The organism is Rhizobium sp. K33 (assembly GCF_056501445.1).
This window is the reverse complement of sequence record NZ_CP096478.1, coordinates 229969-248564: the sequence shown is the minus strand read 5'-3', so window position 1 is coordinate 248564 and position 18596 is coordinate 229969. Positions and strand designations below refer to the sequence as shown.

Here is an 18596-nt window from a genome sequence, read left to right as displayed (position 1 = left end):
CTTTAGTGAATGAATAGGATTCCGCCCGGCAGTCGTTCGAACTTCGCGCCTGCAGCGGTCACGACACTTGCGATCGCCGCATCGGCCTCGTCGATCCGGAAGCTGCCGCTGACGGGAGTATTCAAGCTTGCACCCGGCAAAGTGACGATGCTGAGATCCGTGTGGCGGCCGATCTCGGCGAGCGCCGTGTGCAGCGGCACGGCCGATAGTTGGATCCAGCCCTCGCGCCAGGCAAGGCGGCTCTCATTGTCGGATGAAGGGAGGAAGGCGATCTGCGAATGATCGACCGAGGCAGTCTGGCCGGGAGACATCTCGACCTCATCCGCTTCGCCCTCGTCATGGATCAGCATCACGCGTCCGCTTTCCAGATGCACGACGTCCGCCTCGTCCCCTCGCGCGACATCGAATGCCGTACCCGTGACCTTCACGGTGGCGTAGCCGGCGGTCACAGTGAAGGGACGGGTCGCATCATGCGCCACCTCGAAGAAGGCCTCGCCTTCGAGAAGCCGCACCGCCCTTCGACCGCCTGCAAAATCCAGGCTGACCGCCGTCTGGCTGTTCATCTGCATGCGGGAGCCATCCGGCAGATCGATGGCCACGACTTCACCGGCGCCCGTGCGATAATCGGCCTCCAGGCCAATGAGCCAGTCACTGCCGAGGAGAGGCACTGCGACGGCTGCGGCGATCGAAGCCGCCAGCGCGAGGGGCCGCAAGGGCCAGCGCCGCCTCCCGGTCTCTGCTCCCTTGATGGCGATGGCCGCCATCTGCCCGGCTTGGGGGGATTGGCCGCTCGGGGCGGTTTGCGCGGTCGCAACGGTCAGTGCGGGACAGTCGTAAAGCGCCATCACCTTCGCCAGAGCCGCGCCGCGATCCGCACCCTCTGCCAGCCATGCATTCAGAGCGTCCTGATCCACCTCGCCTGCCTGGCGCTTCAGCACCCATTCCAGCGCCTGGTCGATCATCGCGTCAGGATGACGGTACTCCGCGTGCTGCCTGTCGTCAGTCACTGTGTGCATGATGATCTTCCACTGAAATAGAGCCACTGAAGAAATGACGTTTCAAAATGACTTTCCTCCCAAAACCTGCCCACACGCTCCTCCACACCCGGCTCATCGGTCCATTTTCTCCCGAATCTCCATGAGCACGGCCATAGCCATCTTCATGTCGTTGAAAACAGTGTTGGGAGAGACACCGAGCCGTCTTGCGATCTCGGGATAGGCAAGGCCCTCCAGACGGTTGAGGCACCAGGCGGAGCGGGCACGGGGTGGCAGGGTGAGCAGGGCCCGGTTGAAGGCCTTCACCATGTCGCGCTGGATGGCTTGCTCTTCGATGCTGGGCTGCGGATCGGCCACGACGACCACATCGGCGGCCTCGAATTCCCGTTCCTCGTGCAGCGACCGGACCTTGCGGCGACGCAGGTGGTCGAGCGCCAGATTGCGTGCGGTCTGCCAGAGGAAGGCTTCGACATTTCCCGGAGTGCCGTGATCGAAGGCCCGTCGTGCTCTCAGATAGGCGTCATGCGTCAGCTCTTCAGCCTCGGCCGCATCGCGCACGATACGCAGGATCGCGCGGTAGAGCGATTGCCGCATGCCGAGAAAGGCGTCATCCAGCCTTTGCGCGTCGCCGGTCATCCCCGCATCCTGCCGCAAACGGGATGCACGGCCGGTGGACGGGCCCACCGCCAGTCACAATCTCGGGGTTGTTCCGGCAGCAGCAGGATCATTCGACGCCGCGTTCCTGCTTTGCGCTGGTGCCGAGCGGACGCTTGACCAGCACGGCGACGTTTTCACTCTTGAAAATGTGCCTGGCATGGGCCGCAAGCCTTTGCCCAGTGATCCGCTCGCCCAGTCCCTGCATGCGGCGCAGGTATCCGGCATCACCGTAGCGGCGATAGCTGAGCGCCAGCCTTCGGAGCCATGTGTTCGGGTCGGTCAAGCGCGCACCTTCAGCAAACGCGATGTCGGACCGGATCTTTTCGATATCCGCCTGTTTTGCGATTTCTGGCATATCGTCGAGGACAGCAAAGGCGGCCTGCGTCAGCTCCTCGGTCCGGTCCGGAGCGCAGTAGAAGGCGAGTGTGCCAAGAACACGATCCTGATCCGGGTCCACTTCCAGCTCGAATTCCAGGCTGTAGATGCCGCCCAGCCTGTTGCGCAGTTCCTTCTTCAGGCTCTGCTGTGCCATCGGCGTCAGGGTCGAGATGACGAAGCTTGCTTCCGGCGTCCAGTCGAGGCCTGCATAGAAGGATATCTCAACGCGGGCGCGGTCATCAGAAAAGACCTCGACGTCGGCAGAGTGTCGACCGGGCTGCTGCAGGGCGATCTCGGCCGTCATCGAGGGTCTGCGTGGTACAGCACCGATCACTGCGCCGAAACTGTCGCGGATCTCCTGCCCCGGCTCGGGCCCGACCGCGTACCACATCACAGGTTGCTCGAAATGGGCTCGGACAATCCCGTTCATCTCGTCCGGCGCGACTTGCCTCAGTGTCTCAAGGTCTTCCGCTGTGTCGGCTGTGCCATAGAGCAGTCTCGCACGCGTTTTGACCAGTTCGTCCGGACGCTCCTCGCCAATCTGTGCCCGCAATGCTTCGATTGCCTCGGCGCGGACACCGCCGAAGGCGAGCATTGCCGCATAGGTCTCAAGCCGTGCCTGCAGATCGGCTGGATCTGCAGCGAGCCCCTGGTCGAGGTGTCCTTCCTTCAGAGCAAAGCTCCATTGCTGCTTCTGCTCTTTCGCCCAAAGATCGTTTTCCGCCTGTGTCCAGAAGGTGAAACCGCTCTGGGTGAAAAGCTGGACAGCCGCCTGGGAGGCCGGGCTGCCGAAGCGGCTGTTGAGGTAGCCGGGGCGCGACTGCCCCGAGAGATAGACCTTGCCATCCGGCGTGTCCCGCACCAGCCAGACCACTCTATCGCCGTTCGAGAGCTTCCATTCGATCACCTCGGGATCATGGGTTCGCGTGTCGGCCATGATGTGGCCTGTCCGGGCTACCTGCTTATCGGCCGGCCAGAGGGGCGCAGACGCCACGACAGGAGCTTCCGTCGCCAAAGGCTGGCGCGGAGGAAGCTTGCTCAGAGCCGCCAAACGCTGCCGTTCCGCTTCGACCGCCTCGACTGACGGCAGTGCAACCGAGACGCCACCGGGTGCCTGGAGGAAAAGCACCCGGTCCTCGGCATCCAGCATCTCGCGGAGCCGGGCATTGAGGCCTTCGAACGTGATCCGGTCAAGAAGCGCTGCGGTCCTCGCCGAGCGCGTCGCGGGGTCATCGACGACTGAGCCGGTCAACACCGCCGAGGCAATTTTGTCTTCCCATTCGGCGAAGGTCCGGTTTTCTGCCGCGCCCTCGTTGTTGGCGTTTATCCTCCGCGCACGCGTCATCAGCTCGTCGAAACCGGCGCGCGACAGTCCTTCGCGCCGCAGCCGTTCAACGGTTTGCAACAGCACCGAGGTGGCGGCGGTGTGGTTCTGCGTCCGCGCGTTGAAGGCGAGGATCAGCCGCTCCTCGGTCGTTTCCTGCGCCACGAAGCTCAGACTGTCTGCGACGTCAGCGTGATAAGGCGCTTCCGCTTGCACTGCGTCGCGGATCAGCCGCGTCAGAAAGTATTGCTGGAGATAGGCCAGTTGACCGGCACCGGTCAGCCGCTCCGGCATGGCAAGTCGGAAGGCGTAGGTGACTTGCGAGCTCGATCCCTCGTCATCCTGCACAAGATCAACGCTCAGTCCCTGTTTCAGAGGCAGGATGCGGTAGTCCCGCTCCGGAGCAGGAAGCTTCGGTGCAGCAGCAAAGGACTGCTCCAGCGCCTTGTGTGCCGCCTCCTTGTCGAACCGTCCGGTGACGATCAGCGTCATGTTCGATGTGCGATAGAAGCTCTGATAGAAGCTTCGGATTTCCTCGATCGAGGTGCGCGATATGCCGGCATGGGTGCCAATCGTCGGGCGATCCACGTAACGGGATCCCGTCCGTAGAGCGGCCTTCTTGAGGCGACTGACCCTGTCTGCGACACTGACCGTCTGCCGCAGTTCCTCAAGAATGACGAAGCGCTCCTTCTCCCAGTCGTCCTGCTTCAAGGCAGGCTTCAGCACCAGATCGGCGATGAACTGCAGCGATCCGGCAAGGTCGAGGCTGTCGTTCGGGCGCGTGCGGAGCATGAACTGTGTCTCCGACTCGCGTGTCACCGCATTGATCTGCACGCCCGTTCGCCAGCCGAGCGCCTCGATCTCGTCATGCATGGAACGCCCACGAGCTGTATTGGTCTGAAAGACCATGTGCTCGAGGATGTGCGCAATCCCGCTTGGAACCGGCTCATCCACCGAGCCTGCATGGACGATCAGGCGTATGTTGAAGGGATCGGCGTCCTTGCCACTGTCATAGAGGAAGTAGCGTAGGCCGTTTTTGAGCTCACCCGTGTCGATGCGCGGGTCCCAGCCCGGTTCTTGTGCGGCCCATGACGAGGATGCCCAGAGGAGTGCAGAAATGGCGAGGAGGCATAGGCGCATGGGATGTTCCAGAAATCGAAGATCCTCGTCGTGGCAATGCACGAAAAGGCTAAAAGGTGATTGGAACTATCAACTATATCTGTTGGCCACAAGTGCTCCGATCGTCAGAGCGAACATGAAGTCGTTATCACCCTACCTGCATGCGCATGCCGTCAACGACCTTGTCCACATCACTTTCTGGTCGAGGACGCGGGCAGTTGCGCTCGGCACTTGCGTTTCGGGTCTGCGGCCATACATGGTTGTCGGGCATGGAAGTCGCAGTGGCTGTGAGAGCTTCGCGGCTCTGGAGGGACCATCACATGAGTGCAGACCTGACAGAGACGGCAGCCGACCAGGGCGCGGATGCGGACTATGATGCGGTGCCCGTCGGGCTGTGCGTGATCAGCCGCGATCTCAAATTTCTGCGCGTCAATGAAACGATGGCTCAATTCAACGGTTACCCTGTGGACGATCACATGGGACGCAGTGTCTCCGACGTCATCCCAGAGTTTGTACCCGCGGCCCGCCAGCTGATGGATCAAATTGTTGATACCGGCGAGCCAGTTGGTCCCTTCGAAGTGTCGGGTGAGACCTCTGCCGCCCCAGGCGAGGAGCGTTTCTGGATGGAGTTCTGGTCGCCGGTCACCAACGAACACGGCGAGGTTGTCGCAGCCAATGTCGCGGCCGTGGAGATCACGGAGCGCAAACGGCTCGAGCGCGAGAAAGATCTGGCGCTTGCGGAAACCAGGCGGCGCCTGGCGCAGCAGACGGCGATTGCGGAAACCGGCCAGCTGGCCTTCCAGGATGTGGACTTCCAGACCATCCTCGACAAGGCCGTCACCGTTGCCGCAGAGGCGCTCGACCTCCCGCTGACCAAGATCCTGGCATTCGCCGATTCCGCCGAGCACCTGACTCTGGTCGCCGGCATCGGCTGGCAGGCGGGACTGGTCGGCTCGGCCGCGGTCGGCATCGAACGCGCCTCCCAGGCAGGCTATACCCTGCAGTCGAACGGCATCGTGATCGTCGAGAATCTCGCGACAGAGACGCGGTTTTCGGGCCCCACTCTCCTGCACGAGCACGGAGTGGTCAGCGGCATGAGCGTGACGATCGCCGGCTCGGATGGTCGGCCCTACGGCGTCTTCGGCGTTCACTCGACCGAGCCGCGCCTGTTCGACCAGGGCGATGCGAGCTTCCTGATCTCGCTTGCGGCCATCATCTCCAATGCCGTGCGCCGGGAGCGAGCCAAGGCGCAAAGCACGCTTCTGATCCGCGAGATGGCGCATCGCGCCGGCAACATGCTTCAACTCGTCAGCTCGATTGCGGCGCAGACCTTTCGCCATTCCGCCGATCCCGACACGGCTCGTGAGGCTTTCAATCACAGGCTCTCGTCGCTGGCGCGCGCCAATCATGCCATTGCCCAGCAGGGCTGGTCAGACACGCGCTTCAAGACGCTCGCTGAGGAAACGCTCTCGCCCTTTGCCGAGAAGATCGAGATGAAGGGCAATGATGTCCTTCTGCCGCCGGAGCTCAGCTTCGATCTCGGCCTCGTCCTCAGCGAACTCTCCACGAATTCGATCAAATACGGCAGCCTCGGCCGCGACGACGGCGTCGTGACGCTGGAATGGCGGACGGTCGAGGCGGAAAACGGATCGCGCTTCGAAGCGGAATGGATGGATCCAATGTCTTCCGGTCAGGCCCCCGCCACCGACAAGGCTTCCGGCTTCGGCTCCAAGCTCATCCATCAGCTCGTCGACCGGAAGTGGCAGGGCACGATCACCGTCGAGCATGGTGATCAATATCGGATGCGGCTCAGCATCCCCCTGCCGCACGCCTCCGAAGGCACGTCCGGCGCCTTCGCCAGCTGAGAACCGGCAGGTATCGCCTTAAAGACGCGGGATGTTTCCTGGCCGGCCGATCACAACAGTGGCAGGTGGGGGCTGAAAGCGCCGCCGGCCCTCATTTCGCCCCGTTCTTAAGAACTTGGTAAGAATTCATTCCTGTCGGAGGTCTTCATGGCGCTTGGCGCATCGCATCGCTTGCAAGACGGCGTCCTCGCCGTCGAAACCATGACGCGCTTTGCGCTCGCCGTTCTGGCTCTCGCTTCCGGCGTCTATACCTATCTCGGCGTGCGCAGTCTGCTCGACGGCTCGGCGACGGCCGTCTTCTTCGCCGCGATCATCTACTCGGCCTCCGTGTCGGTGGCGATCTATGCCTTCTGGTCCTACATGGCGCGTTTCTATCCGCATGTGACGGGTGCCGCCGCCCGTGGCGCGATGATCGGCGTCATGGCCCTTGGCTGCGCCATGATCATTGCCATGTCCAGCTGGCTGAATGCTGCAGCACTCGCAGGATCGGCAGCACTCGAACAGCATCTCGCCGAGACGGTCGAAGACTATACCGCCGACCTCGACCAGGCGCATCAGAATGCGCTCGCGGCGCAAAGCTTGCTGCCAGACATCCAGCGGACGTCGGAGCGGTTTGCGCGGCTTGCCGAAGACGAACGCCAGAACGGGGCGCTGACCGGCACGACCGGGTCGGGCAGCGTGGTCCAGCTGCTGTCGCAGATGTCGGCACAGCTCAACGAGCTGGAAACCGGCATCACCGCCTCGCGGGAACGGGTCACCACCCTCTTCGACCAGGGGCGCAGCCATCTCGAAACCATGCGCAAGCTAGTTTCCGCCCCCGGCGCGATCGCCCCGCGCAGCGATGACTTCTCGGCCGAGGTCGTGGCGCTGTCCGGCGTCATCACCTCGCTGGAACAGACCTCGATCGCCCCCTCGGTGAAGCGCGCTGCGGAAGACCTTTCCCTCGGCTTCATCGCACCCGTTGCCGATGGTCGGGGTGCCGATCTCGTCAACCGACAGGACCAGGTGATGGAGACGATCCGCGCCTCCGTCTCCGCCCAGTCGCAGGTGCTGTCACAGGCAGCCGACGATATTCTCGCACGGGAGCCGGTTGCCGATCGCCGTTTCGTGCCCCTGTCCTCTGCCGAGGCGGTGCTCCGCTATGCCGCCGACTTCATTCCGGCCTGGGCGGGAGCGATCTCGATCGACCTGTTGCCGGCGGTTCTCGTCTTCATCCTCGCCGTGGTCCACGGGGCGATCCGGCGGCAGGAGGAGCGGATGCCCTTTGCCCAGCGGATAACGGCCGCCGAGCTTCTGGAGGCGCTTGAGGTTCAGCGCGCGCTGGGCCGGCAGGGGATCGATGTCGAAGAGGCCGTCAGGTCTGCCGAAAACGAGGAGGAGCTGGCGCGGACGGATTCCAACATCACCAGCCTCGACATGTCGGCCAAGGCGCCGCGCAAGGGGCCACCCGCGTGAGGCCATCGTCGCTTTTCCCACGCCTGAAACATGCGTTTCTGACAGCCGATGATGGCTTGCTGATGCGTGGGGCCTTCTTCGGCCTCCTGGCGGCAGCGGGTGCCTTCCTCTTTGTCGACCTGCGCGAATTGCAGCTGGCCAATGAAGCCCTGCCCGGCCACAACCCGATGACCACCGATGCGCCGGTCCTGCCGCCGGCGCTGACGGATGGCGACCCTCAGGGGCCGCCGGTCGAACCCGGGACACCGCAGGAGGTGCTGCGCCAGCCGATGCGGTTCGAGCTTCTGTCGGGTGGCGTGCTGAAGGCCGAGGGATCAATCGATCTGGGCGCTGCAGACCGCTTTGCCGAAGAGATTGCCGCCCGCGGCGAATATGTGAAGGCGGTCTCGCTCAATTCACCGGGTGGCTCGGTCGAGGACGCGTTGGCGATGTCCAAGCTGATCCGGGAAAAAGGGCTCAACACCGAGGTGGCGACGAAAGCGCTCTGTGCCTCTTCCTGCCCTCTGGTGTTTGCCGGCGGCGTTGCCCGCGAGGCGGAGAAGGACGCCATTCTCGGCGTGCACCAGGTCTTCAATGCCGGCCAGGACCGACCTTCGCCGGAACAGGCCATGTCCGGGGCCCAGAGCACGACAGCGCGCATTGCGCGGCATCTGGACGAGATGGGGATCGGCAACGGTCTCTGGATCAATGCACTCGAGACGCCGCCCGACCGGCTCTACTACCTGACGCCGGAAGAGATGGCGGAATACAAGCTGGTGACGGCGCCAGTGGCGGCGGCACAGCAGACAGACTGATCGTAATACGCGTCAGCCGTTTTGCGAGCGTTGCCAGCCTGCCTTGCGAGCATCATCGATACCGCTGCATGAAGCGGGTATCGATCCGGTGCTTCCATCGCGCCACCCAGTGGCCAAGCACAGCCATGCCCCATTTGTCGGCGATCGCCCTGTTGTCGGCGAGCGAGATCAGCACCAGCCAGGACTGCTGCGGTCGGTAGGGTTGCAGGCTTTCGCCGGCGAGGCTGCGGCGCAGGTTTTCGGCGAGGACAGGTCCCTGGCGCACGGCGAAGACGCCGGCCTTGGGACGTGGATCCGAGAGCGAGGCGACGTCGCCGGCCGCGAAGATCTCAGGGTGTGACAGCGATCTCAGCGTCTCATCGACTCGGATAAAGCCGCTCTCGTCGAGAGAAAGGCCGGTTTCCCTGAGCCAGGCCGGCGCGCCGCTCGACGTCGTCCAGACCACCTCGTCCACCGTCAGCCGACGTCCGTCCCGGGCGACGAGCGTGCCCTGTTCGTAAGCTACGACATCGAAAGCGGGATGATGCGCCATCCCTGCCTTCCGCATTTCCCGTTCGATGCAATATCGAGCCCAGCGGCTGCGCTCGGGGACTACTCCGGTCGAGCGGCCAACAAGCGCAATGGCGATATTGCGGCTGGCGAAGCGTCGCTTCAGCGCGAAGGCCACCTCGACACCGGCGACGCCCTGCCCCACCACCGCGAGGCGGGACAGCCTGCCCTCGGCCGCCTGCGTATCGAGCCTTTGCAAAAGGTCGGTGAAGCTTGAGATCGGCTTGACCGCAATCCCGGCCGCGATGCCGTCCGGCAGCGAGGGGGTAGAGCCGATATCGACCGACAGCAGGTGATAGCCGAGATCTCCGCCGGTGGAGAGCGAGACCCGACGGGCATCGGGATCGATGGACGTTGCAGATGTCTCGACAAAGGTGACGCCGGAGCGGGCGCAGAGCGCTGCGAGATCGATGTGGAAGTCGTCAAACCCGTATTCGCCGGAAATGTGCCCTGGCAGCATGCCGGAATAAGGCGCGTGGCGAGAGGGCGAGACCAGCGTGATCTGTGCGCCGAGACCGAGTTCTCCCAGTCGCCGGACCACCTCGACATGTGCGTGGCCCCCTCCCAGAAGGAGGATGGGCACTACGGCTTCGCCCACTTCATTCATGGGGCGCTCCCCTGGCGCCGAGACGATGGACGGGACCGCCTGCGGCCTCGGCATCAGCCTCGTCATGGGTGACGAGGATGACCGGGAGGCCGGCCGTTCTAGCGCGCTCGAAGACCAGCAGGCGCATCTGGGCGCGCAACTCCATGTCGAGCTTGGAAAAGGGTTCATCGAGCAGCAGGAGGCGCGGTCGCGACACGAGAACGCGGGCAAGCGCCACCCGTGCCTTCTGCCCGCCGGACAGAGTTGCCGGATCGCGCTCTGCGAACCCGGCCAGGTCCATCTCGGCCAGGATCTCCGCGGCCATCTGTCGACGTTGCCGGCGATCTGCGACATCGGACGGGATGGCGAAGGCGACATTGGCACCGACCGACATATGCGGGAAGAGCAGCGGATCCTGGAAGAGAATGCCGGCCCGTCTGGCCTCTGCCGGAAGCGACAGGAGATCGAGACCATCGACGGAGACGGCGCCTTGCGCGTCGAAAGCCGGATCGAGAAAGCCGCCGATATAGGACAGCAAGGTGGATTTGCCCGAGCCGGACGGCCCCATGACGGTCAGCACGGAACCGGGCGCCACATCGGAACTCAGGTCGATCAGGGTCAAACCTCTCAGGCGGATCAGGACGCCAGAAAGCGAGAGGCCGGTCGAGCTTTGTCTTTGCAGCATCATCAGACCTTCATCTCGCGGCGGTTGCAGTGCAGTGCTGCGGGGATCAAGGCCGCGAGCGCGAAAGCGAGGAAAGGCAGGATGGTCTGCAGCAGGGCATAGACTCCGATGACACGGCGGTTGTTGCCGGAGGCGAGTGCGACCGCCTCCGTGGTGATGGTTGAAAGCCGCCCCTCGCCGATCAGGACCGTCGGCAGATATTGCCCGACCGAGACGGCGAAGCCGACCGCCATGGCCGTCAGGATCGGACGGATCAACATGGGCAGGCGGATCGATAGGAGCACGGACAGTCGCGACCGACCAAGAGCGGCGGCAATAATCTCATAGCGGCGGTCGAGCGAGCGCCACGGGTCCGCCAGCGAGAGGAACACGTAAGGCAGCACAAAAACCAGATGAACGAGCACCAGCGCCGGCAGCCTGTGTTCGCTGCCGCTGCCGATGAAGAGCAGTTGCAGGCCGAAGACAAAGGTGATCTGCGGCACGATCAGCGGCAGATAGAGCATCAACAGCGCCTTTTCACTGACGCTGCGGCCCGTTTGAAGCTCCCGCTCCAGGCAACCGATCGTGAGTATGATGGCGAGCAGCGTCGAGGCGAGGCCCGTCAGCAGCGTGGTGACCAGGGGATCGCCGATGCGCGGCCAGGCACTCATCCAGCTTCGCAAGGTGAAACTCTGCGGCAGGATTTCCGGAAACTGCCAGAGGCCGGCCAGCGACCAGATGGCGAGAATGGCAAGACCTGCGAAAACGATGGTGCCGATCAGGCCAACGAGGAGGATCGAGACGCGGCGGACAAGCCTGTCCGCCACCCACCGCCAGCCTTTGTCGCGCGCGGTCTTGAGCGCACCGGACGCAAGTCGCTCCAGGACGAACCAGGCAATGAGTGCCACGAGGGTAACGCCGAGCTGCAGCACGGCGCCGGCTGAGGCGAGAAAGCGGGCGGAGAGATCCGGATCGTTCATCCACTGGACGAGCCGTGTCGCCAGCGTGCCGGGCAAATTGGGGCCAAGGATCAGGGCGACATCGACCACGGAAGACGAATAGGCGATCACCGCATAGACGGCAAAGCGGATCTGGCGGTAGAGCGCCGGCCAGAGTAGGTAGACGAAGCCCGCGATCCGGCCATAGCCGAAAGAGGCCGAAAGTCTGCGGGCAGCGGCGAGATCCACCTGTGGCAAGGCGGCGAGCGTCACGAGAAAGAGAAAAGGCGTCTCCTTGATGACAAGCCCCGCGATCATCGCCAGCCCCATGGGATCATGGGGGATGAGAATATCCGGCGGCCGATCGATGCCGAAGACGGGAGCGACGAGGCGGATCAAGAAGCCGGACGGTGCGATCAGAAAGGCGAAGCCGAAGGCCGCCGCAGCATGGGGAACGGCAAGCAGCGGCGACAGCAGATGCTGCAGGCGAGAGAGCGTCGGGGTGCCGGCATAACTTGCAATGAACACCAGCGTTATTCCGACAGAGATGAGCGAAGCGGCAAGACCCGTTGCTACGCTCAAGGCCGCGGCGGCGACCAGGCCTGGTGTGGCGAAGAGATCCCGGAAGGGGGCGAAGCCCAGCTCAACACCTCCAAGAGCTGGCAGATAGCCGAAGGCCGGAAGGAGCGTGCCGAGCAAGCCGAAGGTGATCGGCAGAAGCAGGAAACCGAGCGTGACGGCGACCGCAGCCCTGGGAAGGACTGCGGTCAACCCGTTCCTGAACACGCGATCTGCCGCTTCAACTGCCACGGCTTAATTGCCGCTGGCGTAGCGTCGGCGCCATTCGACCTCGATACGCTCCATCCAGCTGGCATGGGGTTCTGCAATGACCGGTCCGAGCTGATCGGGCGCAAGCGTTGCCACGCCGAGGTCGAGGGCGGCGAAGGCTGCCCGATCCTCCTGCGGCAGTTTTCCCATGGCGAGAACGGTCGGATCTCCCCAATAGGTCGGATCCTGCTTGCGCAGCTGCGCTTCGGGCGAAATCAGGAAGTTCGCCGTCAGAAGCGCCCCCTCCTTGGCATTGGCATTATAGGGAATGGCGACAAAATGCGTGTTGCCGAGGGTGCCGCCGGAGAAGGTGAAGGAGCGCACGGTCTCCGGCAGTTCGCCCGCCTTGATGCCGGCCGAGGCCTCTGCCGGGTTGAAGGCGAAGATGATGTCGAGTTCCCCGTCCGCGAGCTTCTGCTTCATGTCCGGATAGTTCTGCGGGAAAGCCTTGCCCTGACGCCAGGCAACCGGATGCAGCTCATCGAGATAGGCGAAGAGCGGTTCGACGTCCCGTTCGAAACTATTCTCTTCGACAGACTTTGCGAGCTTGGCCGGATCATCGATGACTTCGCTCAGCACCTGCTTCAAGAAGGACGAGCCAATGAAATCCGGAGGCGCGGGATAGGAGAAGCGACCGGGGTTCTTCTTCGCCCAATCGAGCAGTTCCATGGCATCGTCCGGGAGCGCCGAGGCTTGCGTGCGGGCGCTATCGTAGAAGAAGACCATCTTGGCGCCGCCCCAGGGGCTTTCGAGCCCATCCGTCGGTTCGGTGAAATCCGTGAGGATGGTCGGCTGGTTCTCGACGTCGACGTATTGCCAGTTCGGCAGCGCGGTCGCCCAGCCCGGCGTCAGAAGCAGATCCTGCTGCTTCATCGAGACGAAGTTCTCGCCATTGATCCAGATGAGATCGACCGAGCCACCTTCGTTTTTGCCGGCCGCCTTTTCGGCGATCACCTTGGCGACGGCGCTTGCGGTATCCTCGAGCTTCACCTGCACGACGGTGACGCCGTAGCGCGACTGCATTTCGGCGCCCACCCATTCGAGATAGGCATTGATGTTTTCAGACCCGCCCCAGGCGTTGAAATAGACCGTCTGCCCGGATCCGGCCTTCTCGATGGCGCTCCAGTCGGTGAGGTCCGGTCCGGCTGCCGCCGCTGGCAGGCTGCTTGAGGCAGCCAAAAGGCCGACCGCAAAAACTCCAGTCATCAAACGCATGGTTCTTCATCTCCCTCTCGGTCAACCGCAGGATGCCAAGGCTCTCTGCGGATCCTGTTTCAACTACGCGCATGAGATCCGCCGGATCTCATGCTTTTGTTTTCAATTGCATCTGCCGCTGAGCCAGAGCGGCCTTTATCTCCTCGCCGGGCGGGATATCGTCCGCAGTGTCTGCCATTGCCGTCAATTCGCGGGTGATGCGCATCTGCTCGATGAAGGCCCGGCAGCCCCGGCAGACGGCCAGATGGAGCCGGATGTTGAGCCGGGGCAGAAAGCCCAGCTCGCCGTCGATCAGCAGGCTGGCGCGCTCGGCGACTTCACTGCATCGATACATAGCTCAGCCCTCCTCCCGAATGATGTCTTGGCTTTTCATCCTGCATTTCCCCGCTTGCGGATCTGCTTGACGACGGTCGGGATCAGGGCGACGAAGGCCAGCGCAAAGAAAGGGAGCGTGATCTCCGGTGTCACCAGATCGGAGATCTGCGCCTCCCGGCCGCTCGCTTGCGCGGCGACGAGAACGCTGTCGACACCCTGGCCGAGATAGGCATAGGCGAAGGTCCCGGGCAGGATCCCGAACAGCGTGGCGGTGAAGAACCGGCCAAGGCTGATGTCGAAGAGTGCCGCTGCGATATTGACGACGAAGAAGGGAAAGACTGGCGCGAGACGGATCACGAAGAGATAGCCGAAGGCATTCTCCCGGAAGCCATCGGCCATCTTCTTGACGACACCATCGACCCGGTGGCGCAGAAAGCCTCCGAAGGCCGAGCGCGTGGCGAGGAACAGGATCGACGCGCCGATCGTCGCGCCGACGGCCACCAGCGCTCCCCCGATCAGCCAGCCGAAGAGGAAACCGCCGAAGATGGTCAGCACCGAGGCTGCGGGGAAGGAGAAGGCGACCGCCAGGATATAGACGACGAGGAAGAGCAGCGCCGACCAGAGGAAATTCGCGTCCACATAGGCGCGCAAGGCCTCTCGCTGCTCGGCCAGAAAGGTCAGGCTCAGATAGTTCTGGAGACCGAAAGCATAGCCGAGCACAAGGCCTGCGATCACGAGAACGACGGGCGCATAGCGCCATATGCTCTTGGCTCCACCAGCAGGGTGCGGAGATCTGCGGTCATCCATGATGATCTCCCGGGCAAGGATGCGTGCGGTGTAAGATCGTGCCCTGCAAGGCGACTGATCCCCTATGGTCACTATGGCTTGATGGAGTCGAATGCGGCTGGACTTTGAAGTCGATTGTTTCGCTAATGGCCCGCGAGCTGAGGCAGGGGGCGGCGTGGCGGAGATTGACAGTGATGACCGGGCTCTGGCGCTGCGGCTGCTTTCCGGCGACGCGGAGGCTTTCGAGCTCGTCTATCGCCGGCACAACGCGGCGATGCTCCGGTTTTGCGCCGGGATCGTACGCTCGCGCGACCTTGCCGAAGAAGTCGTGCAGGATACCTGGGTCGCCGTTCTCGGTCGCATCGATCTCTTCGAGGGGCGCGGATCGCTTGCCGGCTGGATCTATACCATCCTGATCAACAAGGCGCGCAGCCGCGCGCGGCGCGAGGGCCGGACCGTCTCCTTTGACGATTTCGGCGATGGCGAGGGTCTCGCCGGAGCGTTCGACGGTCGCGGCCACTGGCGCAGCATGCCCGAGCTTTGGGAAGACCTGACACCCGAGCGGCACATCGAGGGACGCAGCGTCCTGCAGCATGTCGAGGCGGTCATCGAAACGCTGCCGCCCGCGCAACGCGCGGTGCTGATCCTGCGGGGTCAGCAGGAGCTCGAAGCCTCGGAGGTCTGTGCCCTCCTCGACATTTCCGAGGGCAATATGCGTGTCCTTCTCCATCGCGCGCGCCTGACGGTGCGCAACGCGCTCGACCAGCTGAACGCCGCCATTTGAGAATGACCAGGTGGCATTCATCGGCCGTCCCCCGAGAACGCGACCCAGCCCTGGCGCCAGCGGATGACGGTGGTCAGCGCGCAAAGGGCGGCAAAGCCATAGGCAATGACCGGAAAACTAGCCGGCAGGAGGCACATGGCAACGAAGACGGCGATGGTCTCGAAGCCTTCTGCCAAACCACCGGCGTAGTAGATGCCCTTGGTGGGGAATTCAGGCGCCTTGCGGCCGAGCTTTGCGGCAACCGCTGAAAAGGCAAGGAAGGATGATCCCGTGCCGACGAAGGAGACGATGAGCACGGCCGCGGGAAGGGCATTCACGTTCGGGGCTGCGAAAGCGAAACCGAGCGGGATCAAGGCGTAGAAGACCATGTCCAGCGCGATATCGAGATAGGCACCGCGATCGGTCGGACCCTGGATGCGGGCAACGGCGCCATCCAGTCCATCGAACACACGGTTGGCGAGGATCAGCAGCAGAGCTGCGAGCCACTGGCCGAAGCAGAGCGCGATGAAGGCGCCTAACCCTGCCAAAAAACCAACGAGACTGATCTGATCGGCCTTCACGCCGCGATGTGCCAGACGTTGGGCAACCGGCTGAAGGGCCGCTTTCTGCAGCGGCAATATCTTGGCGTCGATCATCCGCGCCTCCAGGTCTGGAAGCGTTGGAGCAGCGAGAGGAGGAAGCCGTTGATGTGATTGCGCCGCCACTGGCCGGCCACCATCTTGTTGGCTTCGGCGAGCGTCGGATAGATATGGATGGTGCCGAGGATCTTGCCGAGGCCGTGGCCGTGTTTCATGGCGAAGACGAATTCGGCGAGCAGATCGCCCGCATGCTCACCGACGATCGTAGCCCCTAAGATCTTGTCGTTGCCCGGCACCGTCAGCACCTTGACGAAGCCGCGGGCCGATCCATCGGCAATGGCGCGATCGAGATCGTCGATGCCGAAGCGCGTGACCTCGTAGCGCACATTCTTCTCTTTTGCCTCGGCCTCGGACAGGCCGACGCGAGCCACTTCCGGATCGGTGAAGGTCGCCCAGGGAATGACGGAGTAATCGGCCTTGAAGCGCTTGAGATCGCCGAAGAGCGCATTGATGGCGGCAAACCAGGCCTGATGTCCGGCGACATGGGTGAACTGGTAGGGCCCAGCGACATCGCCCGCCGCCAGGATATGCGGGTGGAGTGTCTGCAGATATTCGTTCGTCTCGACGACCCGGTCGACCTTGATGCCGAGTTCCTCGAGCCCGAAGCCCTTCAGTCGCGGCGCGCGCCCGACGGCCACGATGATTTCGTCGAAGCCAATGCGGCGCTTGCTGCCGTCATGCTTGACTTCGATCCATTTTTCGCCCCCCTCGGTACCGCAGGCGATCGCCTTGTGGCGGGTCAGGACATTCACCCCATCCGCTCTTATCGAGGCCTCGACGAATTGGGCCGCATCTTCGTCTTCCCGCATCATGAGGCGCGGCGCCATTTCGATCTGGGTCACCTCGGAGCCAAGCCGGGCGAAGCTCTGCGCCAGTTCGCAGCCGATCGGGCCGCCACCGAGAACGACCAGCCTCTGCGGCACCGCGGGGCGATCGCGGAGCCGCTCCCACATGTTGTCCGAGGTCAGGAAGCCGATCTCGGCGAGACCCGGAATGGGCGGAACGAAAGGCTGCGCGCCTGTCGCAATGATGATCGCGCGCGTCGTCAGGCGCTGCGTGCCGCCATCGTTCAGCGCGATTTCCACGGTCCAGGGATCGATCAGCTTGGCATAGCCTTGCAGCACTTCCACGCCGAGCCCGGTATAGCGCTCGACGCTGTCATGCGGCTCGATCTCGGCGATCACCTTGTGGATCCGCTCCATCACGGCAGAAAAGGGCACCCTGGGTTCGACCGGCTCCAACCCATAATGGTCCGCATGACGCATCTGGTGTGCCACCTTGGCGCTCTTGATCAGCGCCTTGGAAGGCACACAGCCGAAGTTGAGGCAATCGCCACCCATCTTGTTGGCCTCGACCAGCGTCACCTTCGCCTTGGCGGCCGCGGCAATGTAGGCGGAGACGAGGCCCGCCGAGCCTGCGCCGATCACGATGAGGTTGCGATCGAAACGTTTCGGTCGTGTCCAGCCCGAGGCGGGTCGGTTCGATGTCGGCTCCGTGCGATCCATGCGTGCCTCTGCCCAAGATATCGGTTTCTGACCATACGACACATGACGCCAGCATTTGTTACAGCGCCGTCGGTTTTTTCTCAGGGAGACCGGCGAGGTAGGCCGTCCGCAGGAGGCGGTTGCATACGCGACTACCCCTTCAGTGGAGCGCCATGCGTCCGACGCATATCTTTTCAGGAAGGGCGATTGACCGCCCAAAAAAGAGGCGTTTGCTAAAACCGAGGTATCAGATTCAGGTGAATCTTAAGAAAGAAGTGCTGAATTAGGGCATCAAGGGAGAGCCCATCATGCGCATCATCGTGTCCACCATTCTCTGTCTACTCATGGCCTGCATGTCAGGCACCGTTTCAGCGACGACCGAGACCTGGGTGGCAGCGAGAGCTACGTCCCAGGTCGCCTATACGACCGACAAGGAAACTTGGATTCCGCTGCGCAAGGGCATGGAAGTTCCGAACAAGGCCTGGATTTCGACCGGTCCCCGCGGGCGTCTGCAACTCGTGCGCGGCACGGAAAGCATCGCCTTCCAGCCGAACACGCTCGCGGCTGTCATCACGCGGGGCAGCGACATCAATCGCAAGACGGAAGTGGTCCAGCAGGTCGGCGAGATCAGTCTCGAAATCGAGAAGCGCCAGCAACCGCATACCACCGTGCAGACACCTTTCCTCGCTGCCGTGGTCAAAGGCACGAAATTTACCGTCGAAGTCACTGAGACGGATGCGGCCGTCGCCGTCGACCGCGGCCTCGTGCAAGTCACGAGCTTCGGCAGCGGCGAACGCAGCGACCTGGGCGCCGGCCAGGGTGCCCGTGTCGACACCTCCGGCATGGCGGTCGCAGGCCTTTCCGGCAAGCCGGACGTCACGCGTGTCACCCCGTCGAAGCCAGCCGTTCCCGCCCGCAGTGCCAAGGGGGATGCACCAAAGTCCGAGAAGGCAGGCAAGAAAGGCCCCGAGAAATCCATGGCGGAGAAATCCAAGGCCGACAAAGCCGGCGGAGCGCCGGACAAGGGCAAGAGCACCTCGAAGGGCGATGCCGGCGGCAAAGGCGAAGGAAAAGACAAGGGCAATTCCGGTGGGAAGGGGAACGGCCGCGGCAATGACAGTGACGGCGGCAAGGGCGGCGGTCACGGCAAAGGCGGCGGCAACGGCAAGGGTGGCGGCAAGGGTGGACGCGATGACTGATCGTCGGGTCGCACCACACCTCA

16 protein-coding genes are annotated in these 18596 nt (G+C 63.3%); 5 read left to right on the top strand and 11 right to left on the bottom strand.

The annotated features are described in order from the left end of the window. Window positions 1-2: 2 nt before the first annotated feature. The 3 genes from M1E12_RS01150 to M1E12_RS01140 form a co-directional block, all read right to left on the bottom strand. Window positions 3-1016 (bottom strand): FecR family protein, encoded by a 1014-nt coding sequence (locus tag M1E12_RS01150; protein ID WP_479563437.1) that lies wholly within the window; start codon window positions 1014-1016, stop codon window positions 3-5. A 93-nt stretch (window positions 1017-1109) separates the two neighbouring features. After that, the gene (locus M1E12_RS01145; RefSeq protein WP_479563436.1) at window positions 1110-1631 is read right to left on the bottom strand and encodes an RNA polymerase sigma factor; all 522 of its coding nucleotides are present in this window, start codon (window positions 1629-1631) and stop codon (window positions 1110-1112) included. A gap of 88 nt (window positions 1632-1719) precedes the next feature. Further along, window positions 1720-4494, bottom strand: a complete 2775-nt coding sequence (locus M1E12_RS01140; RefSeq protein ID WP_479563435.1) for a M16 family metallopeptidase — start codon at window positions 4492-4494, stop codon at window positions 1720-1722. 299 nt (window positions 4495-4793) lie between these two features. On the opposite strand from M1E12_RS01140, the gene M1E12_RS01135 reads away from it, so the two are divergent. The 3 genes from M1E12_RS01135 to M1E12_RS01125 all read left to right on the top strand — a co-directional run bounded on the left by M1E12_RS01135 (window position 4794) and on the right by M1E12_RS01125 (window position 8587). After that, window positions 4794-6338 carry an HWE histidine kinase domain-containing protein gene (locus tag M1E12_RS01135; RefSeq protein ID WP_479563434.1) on the top strand — a complete coding sequence of 515 codons (1545 nt, stop codon included), beginning with the start codon at window positions 4794-4796 and terminating at the stop codon, window positions 6336-6338. 147 nt (window positions 6339-6485) lie between these two features. Further along, a complete protein-coding gene (locus tag M1E12_RS01130; protein WP_479563433.1) occupies window positions 6486-7793 on the top strand; it encodes a hypothetical protein in 1308 nt (435 codons plus the stop codon). A gap of 62 nt (window positions 7794-7855) precedes the next feature. Continuing rightward, entirely contained in the window at window positions 7856-8587 is a 732-nt protein-coding gene (locus M1E12_RS01125) for a COG3904 family protein (protein ID WP_479563432.1), read from the top strand. A 52-nt stretch (window positions 8588-8639) separates the two neighbouring features. On the opposite strand, the gene M1E12_RS01120 is transcribed toward M1E12_RS01125, so the two are convergent. From M1E12_RS01120 to M1E12_RS01095, 6 genes are all read right to left on the bottom strand, one after another. Next, window positions 8640-9743, bottom strand: a complete 1104-nt coding sequence (locus tag M1E12_RS01120; RefSeq protein ID WP_479563431.1) for an FAD-dependent oxidoreductase — start codon at window positions 9741-9743, stop codon at window positions 8640-8642. Further along, window positions 9736-10407, bottom strand: a complete 672-nt coding sequence (locus M1E12_RS01115) for an ATP-binding cassette domain-containing protein (protein WP_479564790.1) — start codon at window positions 10405-10407, stop codon at window positions 9736-9738. The genes M1E12_RS01120 and M1E12_RS01115 overlap by 8 nt, the downstream gene beginning before the upstream one ends. A gap of 2 nt (window positions 10408-10409) precedes the next feature. Further along, window positions 10410-12095 carry an ABC transporter permease gene (locus M1E12_RS01110; RefSeq protein WP_479563430.1) on the bottom strand — a complete coding sequence of 562 codons (1686 nt, stop codon included), beginning with the start codon at window positions 12093-12095 and terminating at the stop codon, window positions 10410-10412. A gap of 42 nt (window positions 12096-12137) precedes the next feature. Then, entirely contained in the window at window positions 12138-13367 is a 1230-nt protein-coding gene (locus M1E12_RS01105; protein WP_479563429.1) for an ABC transporter substrate-binding protein, read from the bottom strand. Window positions 13368-13455: 88 nt separating this feature from the next. Then, the gene (locus M1E12_RS01100; protein WP_479563428.1) at window positions 13456-13701 is read right to left on the bottom strand and encodes a zf-HC2 domain-containing protein; all 246 of its coding nucleotides are present in this window, start codon (window positions 13699-13701) and stop codon (window positions 13456-13458) included. A 35-nt stretch (window positions 13702-13736) separates the two neighbouring features. Beyond that, entirely contained in the window at window positions 13737-14489 is a 753-nt protein-coding gene (locus M1E12_RS01095) for a TVP38/TMEM64 family protein (RefSeq protein WP_479563427.1), read from the bottom strand. A gap of 154 nt (window positions 14490-14643) precedes the next feature. On the opposite strand from M1E12_RS01095, the gene M1E12_RS01090 reads away from it, so the two are divergent. Then, a complete protein-coding gene (locus tag M1E12_RS01090) occupies window positions 14644-15252 on the top strand; it encodes an RNA polymerase sigma factor (RefSeq protein ID WP_479563426.1) in 609 nt (202 codons plus the stop codon). Window positions 15253-15269: 17 nt separating this feature from the next. Here M1E12_RS01090 and M1E12_RS01085 read toward each other — a convergent pair whose 3' ends face one another. Continuing rightward, window positions 15270-15887, bottom strand: a complete 618-nt coding sequence (locus tag M1E12_RS01085; protein WP_479563425.1) for a CDP-alcohol phosphatidyltransferase family protein — start codon at window positions 15885-15887, stop codon at window positions 15270-15272. Then, window positions 15884-17395, bottom strand: coding sequence for a dihydrolipoyl dehydrogenase family protein (locus M1E12_RS01080; protein ID WP_479563424.1), 1512 nt, complete (start codon window positions 17393-17395; stop codon window positions 15884-15886). The genes M1E12_RS01085 and M1E12_RS01080 overlap by 4 nt, the downstream gene beginning before the upstream one ends. Before the next feature lie 287 nt (window positions 17396-17682). Between M1E12_RS01080 and M1E12_RS01075 the strand changes: the two genes are divergently transcribed. Further along, window positions 17683-18573: a FecR domain-containing protein gene (locus M1E12_RS01075; protein ID WP_479563423.1), complete on the top strand. Its 891-nt coding sequence runs from the start codon at window positions 17683-17685 to the stop codon at window positions 18571-18573. The last annotated feature ends 23 nt before the right edge of the window (window positions 18574-18596 follow it).

Excerpts from the sequence above, each read along its gene's own strand:
- M1E12_RS01150 (WP_479563437.1), bottom strand. The coding sequence starts at position 1,016 with ATGCACACAGTGACTGACGACAGGCAGCACGCGGAGTACCGTCATCCT.
- M1E12_RS01145 (WP_479563436.1), bottom strand. The coding sequence starts at position 1,631 with ATGACCGGCGACGCGCAAAGGCTGGATGACGCCTTTCTCGGCATGCGG.
- M1E12_RS01140 (WP_479563435.1), bottom strand. The coding sequence starts at position 4,494 with ATGCGCCTATGCCTCCTCGCCATTTCTGCACTCCTCTGGGCATCCTCG.
- M1E12_RS01135 (WP_479563434.1), top strand. The coding sequence starts at position 4,794 with ATGAGTGCAGACCTGACAGAGACGGCAGCCGACCAGGGCGCGGATGCG.
- M1E12_RS01130 (WP_479563433.1), top strand. The coding sequence starts at position 6,486 with ATGGCGCTTGGCGCATCGCATCGCTTGCAAGACGGCGTCCTCGCCGTC.
- M1E12_RS01125 (WP_479563432.1), top strand. The coding sequence starts at position 7,856 with ATGCGTGGGGCCTTCTTCGGCCTCCTGGCGGCAGCGGGTGCCTTCCTC.
- M1E12_RS01120 (WP_479563431.1), bottom strand. The coding sequence starts at position 9,743 with ATGAATGAAGTGGGCGAAGCCGTAGTGCCCATCCTCCTTCTGGGAGGG.
- M1E12_RS01115 (WP_479564790.1), bottom strand. The coding sequence starts at position 10,407 with ATGCTGCAAAGACAAAGCTCGACCGGCCTCTCGCTTTCTGGCGTCCTG.
- M1E12_RS01105 (WP_479563429.1), bottom strand. The coding sequence starts at position 13,367 with ATGCGTTTGATGACTGGAGTTTTTGCGGTCGGCCTTTTGGCTGCCTCA.
- M1E12_RS01100 (WP_479563428.1), bottom strand. The coding sequence starts at position 13,701 with ATGTATCGATGCAGTGAAGTCGCCGAGCGCGCCAGCCTGCTGATCGAC.
- M1E12_RS01095 (WP_479563427.1), bottom strand. The coding sequence starts at position 14,489 with ATGGATGACCGCAGATCTCCGCACCCTGCTGGTGGAGCCAAGAGCATA.
- M1E12_RS01085 (WP_479563425.1), bottom strand. The coding sequence starts at position 15,887 with ATGATCGACGCCAAGATATTGCCGCTGCAGAAAGCGGCCCTTCAGCCG.
- M1E12_RS01080 (WP_479563424.1), bottom strand. The coding sequence starts at position 17,395 with ATGGATCGCACGGAGCCGACATCGAACCGACCCGCCTCGGGCTGGACA.
- M1E12_RS01075 (WP_479563423.1), top strand. The coding sequence starts at position 17,683 with ATGCGCATCATCGTGTCCACCATTCTCTGTCTACTCATGGCCTGCATG.